This is a genomic window from uncultured Gemmiger sp., assembly GCA_944388105.1.
Lineage (GTDB): Bacteria > Bacillota > Clostridia > Oscillospirales > Ruminococcaceae > Gemmiger.
In genome coordinates, this window is the sequence record CALXHN010000101.1 from 1 (window position 1) to 7,035 (window position 7,035).

Here is a 7,035-nt window from a genome sequence, read left to right on the forward strand (position 1 = left end):
GGGAGAGGGTCAGTTCTTTTTGTAGCCGCACTTGGGGCAGACGCCGTTTTCATTCAGGGCGATGCCGCACAGCGGGCAGCGGTCGATCTGGTTGTGGGTCTCGAACTCCGCGGAGGCGGCGTTCACACCGCTGGTGAAGGTGATCTTGGCAATGTTCAGCTTGTCCTTGAGCAGGTCGTAGACGATCTTGATCATGCCTTCCACCGTCAGGGTCTCCTTGGTGACCACCAGGCGGCATTCCGGGTAGGCGGTGGCCAGCTCTGTCTGGAAGGCGGGGCCCTTCATCTGGTTCTGGGGGGCGCCGTCGCGGATGCCCTGCTCCTCGTACACCTTGAGGATGGCGGGCAGCAGCGGGTCGTCCTGGCGCAGGATGAGGGCGTGGTCAAAGTTTTTCAGAACAGACCAGGCGGTTTTCTGGATCTCATTGCAGGGGAACACCATGTTGACCCCCGGCTCGACGGTGTCCTCCACCTCGATGGTCAGAACGCCGGTGTGGCCGTGGAGATACTGGGCTTCGCCCTTGAAACCGTAGAACCGGTGGGCGTATTGCAGGTCCAATTTCGTGATGCTTCTCATGGTAAAAACCTCCCGTTATCTATATTTACAAGCCCTGGGACTTGCATACTTGGTCAGCCGCTTGTTCCTTGGCGCGGCATTGGGGACACAGGCACCGGATCTTGAGGTCATACCCTTCAATGGCAAAACCGGTCTGACGTTCCAGTTCCCGGGTGAGATCGGACAGATGGATGTCCAGCAAAGCCCCGCACCGGCGGCAGACCAGATGGTCGTGCCGGGTGTTCTTGTCGTACCGGTCCGGGTAGCCGGCCACGCTGATCTTGCGGATCTTTTCCTGGGCGTAGAGGGTGTTCAGGTTGTTGTACACCGTGGCCAGCACCACCGAAGGGCACTGCTGCTTCAGGGCAAAAAAGATCTGTTCCGCCGTCATATGGCTTTGGGAAGAGGAGATGATCTCCAGGATCGTATCGGCATATCTCATACTGTATCACCAAATTTAGAATTATTCTAATTCCAATATACAGAGGCCAGCCCTGTTTGTCAAGCAAAGCGGGCAACTGGGCAAGAAGCGTCCGTTTCTTTCGTTTCAGCGAAACTTCATCATATATTTTCCTGAAAGCGAGCCGCCGTTTTCTCAACAAGGACACGCTCCTGCAAAGGCCGGGGAAGCTGCCGGCCTGCTTCCCCTTCCCGGTATTTCCCGGCCAGTATATGCCTGTGCGGCAGCCCGGTTTCCCCGGTCAGGCAGTTGTGCAAGGGCGTTTTTTTCCTCAAGCAGAGAGAAAGAACCGACATATATTGCGGTTTTCTAGGCTCATGGCACAGAAAAAAGGCAGCGGAATCTTCCACTGCCTTTGAAATGCCGGAAAGGAAAAGGGCCGGGTTCTCAGTTGCCGGCTGCCATGGTTTGGGCCAGATCACAGATGCGGGCCGCGGCGGCACCGTCCAGCAGTTCATGCTGGCGGCGTACCATTCCGGCACAGGTCTCCGGGTCGGCCAGCAGAGCCGCCGCCCGGGCAGCCACCTCCCCGGCGTCGCTGCACACCACGCTCATGCCGTGGGCGGAAAAATAGTCCGCATTGTAGGTCTCGCAGCCGGGAATGCCCGCCGTATGCAGCATGGGAATGCCGCAGACCGCCGCCTCGGTGGACGAGAGGCCCCCGGGCTTGGTGACAAAAAGGTCAGAGGCCCGCATATAGCCAGCCATATCCTCGGTATGGCCCACCACCACGACCTGCGCGCTCTGACGGGGTGCCAGTTCCTCATACAGGGCGCGGTTGTTGCCGCATACAAGCAGCAGGGCGGTGTCGGGATGGTCGGCGATCCCCGCCATGAGGGCGCGGATGGTGTCCCGGATGGTGCCGCCGCCCATGCTGCCCCCCGCTACCAGGATATACCTTTTATCCGGGTCCAGGCCCAGGCGGGCGCAGGCGTCCTTCCGGCTTTCCGGCCGGGAAAAAGCCTGACTGGTGGGGATCCCCAGGGGGTACAGTTTTTCCGCCGGCATCCCCCGCCGGATATAGTCGGGTGCCAGGTCCCGGGCCGGAATGGCATAGGCATCGCACTCGGTCTCCTCGGTGAAGGGAATGCAGACATAGTCGGTGGAGACGTAGAGGGTCCCGGGGATGGACACCCCGCGGTCCTTCAGATTGGTCATGATCTCGGCCGGGTACAGGTGGGTCAGGATGACCACATCACAGGGGTGTTCCCGCAGATAGCCTTCCATGATAGGGACCATGCCCCGGTTCACATAGTACACCGGAGACCGGACCGGCAGATTCCGGTACAGCTGGCCCGCCCGGTACATGGCCCCGAACAGCCGGGGCTGCTTCTGCACCATGGATATATAGGAGCCATCGATCTTCTGGGCCAGCCGGATGCTGTACAGGGTATAGGGATTGAGCACCCGGGCCTTGTGGCCACGGCGTTGCAGTTCTTCGGCAATGGCACGGGCGGCGGAATTGTGTCCCCCGCCGGTGCCGCAGGACAGAATCAGCGCTTCCACAGCGGCTTCACCTCCGGTTGTTCTTTTTTCTCCTTGCTGGTCAGCATCCGCCACAGCACCGCAAAGGAGATGAACCAGAACCCCACGCCAATGGCCGGGGGCCTGACCACAAAGGGCATGCTGGCCAGGGAACAGATATAGGTGGCCAGCGTGCGGTAATAGTTCGGTGTGATCCGAAGGACCACCGAAAACAGAAGGAAAAATGCCGCCAGCACGGCAAAGGGCTGCCATAGCGGCAGAAGCCCCAGCAGGCATCCGAAGGTGACGGCGATGCCCTTGCCGCCGTGAAAGCGGTGGAACGCCGAAAAGGCATGTCCGATCACCGGGGCTGCCATCACCAGGGCGTATGTGTAAGGTTCATGTACCGGGCCTTCCATAAACAGGTGAACGGGCACAAACCCTTTGAGCAGGTCACAGACCAGGGTGAGAACGCCGCACCAGAATCCCCCGTACCGGAACGCATTGGCCGTGCCGGGGTTGTGGTCGTCGCTGATCTCCACCAGATCCCGGCCTGTGAACCACCGCACAAGCAGCTGGGCATAGAGCACGCTGCCCGACAGGTATCCCAGCAACGGGAACAGCAGCATAGGCAAATCAGGTTTCATAGCAGGTCACTTCTCTGTTATCGGCTGGGATGCAGCCGGATTCTTCTTTTCTTGGTCCCGCGCCCCGCAGGATGCCGGGAATACAAAAAGCAGAACCGCCAAAGCACGGGTCCGCCGGACTTTGGGCATGGTTCTGCAGGGGGGATCACTCGGTGCGCAGCGCCGCCACGGGGTCGCTCTTGGCCGCCTTGCTGGCGGGGATCAGACCGCCCAGCAGGGTCAGCACCACGCTCAGGGCAATGAGGACCACCGCACCGCCGACGGGCAGGACGGCGTTCACATCGTTGGAGTTGGCCAGATGGTGGATCAGGGCGTTACCGGGGATGAGGATAATCAGGGTCAGCCCGATGCCGATGAGTCCCGCCGTCAGGCCGATGATGAAGGTTTCGGCATTGAACACCTGGGACACATTCTGCTTGGAAGCACCGATGGCACGCAGGATGCCGATCTCCTTCTTGCGTTCCAGCACGCTGATGTAGGTGATGACGCCGATCATGATGGAAGAGACCACCAGGGAGATGGCCACGAAGGCAATGAGCACATAGCTGATGATATCGATGATGTCGGTCACCGAGGACATCAGGGTGCCCACCGTGTCGGTGTAGGTGATGACCTGGTCTTCCTTGCCCTCCGCCGTCATGCGGTCATTGTAGGCGGTGAGCAGATCAGTCACATGTTCCTTGCTCTCGAAATCCAGGGGGTAGATGCTGATGGTGCTGGGGTCCGCAAAGTCCACATAGTCCAGGGAGCTGAGGTTGCTCTCATAGGTGGCACCCTGGGAGAAGCTCATGGACTGCAGCAGTTCCGAAAGGTCTTCCGCATCCATATTCATGGAGAAGGCGGAAGCAAAATCCTCCGGGTCGAACTGGAAGGCCTCGGCCAGGTTTTCGCCCAGCTTCTGCACCACGCCTTCCATGGCGGTCTGGATGTTGTCGGCGATCTGCTGCATCACCTGCTCCATCACCGAGGCCATGGCCGTCTGGATGGAACTGCCCAGAGACTGGGCCACAGACCCCATGAGGGTCTGCATGTATCCGGTCATGGTGGAGGCCAGCTGGTCCTGCAGGCCGGAGGCATCCACCATGGAGGCGATGCTGCCGGTGAGCAGGGTCTGGGCCTGCTCGCTGCCCATGTAGTCGGCAAAGTAGGCGCCCATCTTGGAAGGATCGGGCAGGCCCTGGGCCACGGTGTAGGCCTGGTAGCCCGCCGCCAGGTCATTGGCCAGGTTGGTCAGCTGCTCCTGGGTGATGGTCCAGTCCTCGGCATTGGGGAAGGTGTCGTTCAGCCATTGGGTGATGATGGCCTGGGCCTGGGGGGTGGCCAGATACTCGGCCAGATAGGTTTGCAGCAGGGCCTGCAGCTCCTCCTCCGTCAGGGTCTGATCGAAGATGTCCGAGTGTTTTTCTTCACAGTAGGTGAAGAATCCGGTGATCACCTCGTTGAGCAGCGCCTTGATCTGCTCCTGGGTGGGGGCGGTGATGCCGTTGGCGTCCAGGATCTCCTGCAGGTTCTCGCTGAGGATCCTGCCCCCCTCCTCGGTTTTCAGGAAAGCCAGGAAGCTCTCCCCCATGCCGGTGTAGTCGGCTTCCGGGTGGGCGGCCATATAGTCGTTCCAGCCGCCCACCAGCCCGGTGACCAGGTTGGTGATGGATTCCTGAGAAACGTTGAACTTGACTCCCTTCATCAGGTCGGCCATGTTCATCTGGGGGAATTCCGGGATATCCAGCTGCAGGCTGTTGGGGTCGATCATGCCGGACAGGTCCACCGATCCCATGTCGATGCCGCTCATATCCATGCTGCCCATATCAAAGGAGCCGGAAAGGCCGTCGGTCAGGGCACTTTCATCAAAGGAGAAGAGGTTTTTCAGCGCGTCCTCGTCCACGCTGACCAGGGACTCCATCTCAAAGCCGCTCTCCCCTTTTTCCTCCCCGAAGGGTTCCCCGGTGAAGACGTTGGTGTGGGGGTCGGCCAGCTGGTCCTGCACGATCTTGCTTTGGGCGGCTTCCTCGGCCACATGGCGGGTCAGGGCGGGCAGGTAGGCAATGCCCGACTGCATGAGCATGCCGCCGTCCTCGGTGGGCTGGACAATGCCCACGATGGTCAAGTCCTCGCCCTTGCTGACCAGGTCCTGCATATAGGCGTCATCGTCCCGCTTGTCCCGCCAGACGCCGTACTCGCTGTCGTATTCATAGTAATCCGGGCTGCTGACCAGCTTGAAGGTGATGCCCAGGATATCGTCGTAGGTATAGGTGCCCATGTCCTGGGGGGTGGTCACGTCCTCCTCATTGACAAACTGATCCACCATCTTGTCCAGTTCCTGGGAATCCCGCAGCCCCAGGGTGTAGAGCATGAAGTCGCTCATGCCGCCCCCGGAGGTCAGTACCAGCACGCATTCGTTGTAGTTTTCCGGCCAGCGGCCCGCCATCACCTGGTACTGGGTGCGGTAGAGGTCCTCGTCGTCCGGCATCTCGTAAAAGACGTCGGTACCCATCATGGAGGACATCATGCTGCTGGAACTCATGGAGGAGCCCAGGCCCATGGCGGCGAAGGAGCTGTCCGGGTTGACCTGGCGCACCCCGTCCTTCTGCTGCAGGTAGACCTGGGGCATGATGTCGTAGGAGTATTCCACCGCGCTGGTGTACTGCTCGATGCCGCTGGTACCGCTGTCCAGCCAGGTCTTGAGGGATTTCAGGTCATTGGAGTTCATGGTGGAGAACATGTTGGTGACCATGTCCAGGATGGCCACCTCCCCTTCCCCGTGCTGGGAGCTGCCGGTGGGTTCGGCCAGCAGGGAGGAAAGGTCAAATCCCGCACTCTGGATCTGCAGAGGGTACTCGGACAAAGTCTCCCGTTCCACATCCTGGATGTACTGGTTCACCCCGGTGGACAGGGACAGAATCAGGGCAATGCCGATGATGCCGATGGACCCGGCAAAGGAGGTCAGGATGGTGCGGGCCTTTTTGGTTTTCAGGTTGTTGAAGCTGAGGGAGAGGGCCGTCAGCAGCGACATGGAGGATTTGCCCATGTTCTTGTGCACCGCTTCGGGCAGTTCTTCCTCCGGCTGGTAGGGGTCGGAGTCGGAGCGGATCTTGCCGTCCCGCAGGTTGACAATGCGGGTAGCATACTGTTTGGCCAGTTCCGGGTTGTGGGAGACCATGACCACCAGGCGGTCCCTGGCCACCTCCTTCAGCAGGTCCATGACCTGCACGCTGGTGGCACTGTCCAGGGCGCCGGTGGGTTCGTCGGCCAGCAGGATGTCCGGGTTGTTCACCAGGGCCCGGGCGATGGCCACCCGCTGCATCTGGCCGCCGGACATCTGGTTGGGCTTTTTGTGCAGCTGTTCCCCCAGGCCCACCTGTTGCAGGGCCTGGATGGCCCGCTGACGGCGTTCGACCTTGCCCACGCCGGAGATGGTCAGGGCCAGTTCCACGTTGGCCAGCACCGTCTGGTGGGGGATCAGGTTGTAGCTCTGGAACACGAACCCGATGGTGTGGTTGCGGTAGGAATCCCAGTCCCGGTCCTTGTACTTTTTGGTGGAGATCCCGTTGATGATGAGGTCGCCGGAATCATACCGGTCCAGCCCGCCGATGATGTTCAGCAGGGTGGTCTTGCCGGAACCGCTGGGGCCCAGAATGGCCACGAACTCGTTGGAACGCAGGTTGAGGGATACATGGTCCAGGGCTTTCTGAACGAAATTGCCGGTCTTGTATTCCTTGCAAATGTCTTTGATCTGAAGCATGGGCTTGTCTCCGTATAAATAAGGAAGGTCCGGGGATGCGGACAAGCACAGGGGGGTGGCTGTACGGCCCCGTGGGAACCGGTTGAAAAGGGGTTCGGCAACGACAAAATCCCCGGAAAGTCGATGTAATCAATCGTATTACAATATGGATAGAATACCATCGGCAAAGC

At 60.1% G+C, this 7,035-nt stretch carries 6 protein-coding genes; all 6 read right to left on the bottom strand.

What is annotated here, in order from left to right; all coding sequences use genetic code 11:
- Positions 1 to 9 precede the first annotated feature (9 nt).
- The 6 genes from Q0K17_RS09605 to Q0K17_RS09630 all read right to left on the bottom strand — a co-directional run bounded on the left by Q0K17_RS09605 (position 10) and on the right by Q0K17_RS09630 (position 6,865).
- Positions 10 to 576, bottom strand: coding sequence for a 6-carboxytetrahydropterin synthase (locus Q0K17_RS09605; protein WP_294542599.1), 567 nt, complete (start codon positions 574 to 576; stop codon positions 10 to 12).
- Between the two features lie 25 nt (positions 577 to 601).
- The gene (locus tag Q0K17_RS09610) at positions 602 to 997 is read right to left on the bottom strand and encodes a transcriptional repressor (protein ID WP_294542601.1); all 396 of its coding nucleotides are present in this window, start codon (positions 995 to 997) and stop codon (positions 602 to 604) included.
- A gap of 119 nt (positions 998 to 1,116) precedes the next feature.
- The gene (locus Q0K17_RS09615; RefSeq protein WP_294542602.1) at positions 1,117 to 1,437 is read right to left on the bottom strand and encodes a hypothetical protein; all 321 of its coding nucleotides are present in this window, start codon (positions 1,435 to 1,437) and stop codon (positions 1,117 to 1,119) included.
- Positions 1,403 to 2,521 carry a glycosyltransferase gene (locus tag Q0K17_RS09620; RefSeq protein WP_294542604.1) on the bottom strand — a complete coding sequence of 373 codons (1,119 nt, stop codon included), beginning with the start codon at positions 2,519 to 2,521 and terminating at the stop codon, positions 1,403 to 1,405. Before Q0K17_RS09620 ends, Q0K17_RS09615 begins: the two co-directional genes overlap by 35 nt.
- The gene (locus tag Q0K17_RS09625; RefSeq protein WP_294542606.1) at positions 2,509 to 3,126 is read right to left on the bottom strand and encodes a glycerol-3-phosphate acyltransferase; all 618 of its coding nucleotides are present in this window, start codon (positions 3,124 to 3,126) and stop codon (positions 2,509 to 2,511) included. Before Q0K17_RS09625 ends, Q0K17_RS09620 begins: the two co-directional genes overlap by 13 nt.
- Before the next feature lie 145 nt (positions 3,127 to 3,271).
- Positions 3,272 to 6,865, bottom strand: coding sequence for an ABC transporter ATP-binding protein/permease (locus tag Q0K17_RS09630; protein WP_294542607.1), 3,594 nt, complete (start codon positions 6,863 to 6,865; stop codon positions 3,272 to 3,274).
- Positions 6,866 to 7,035 lie beyond the last annotated feature (170 nt).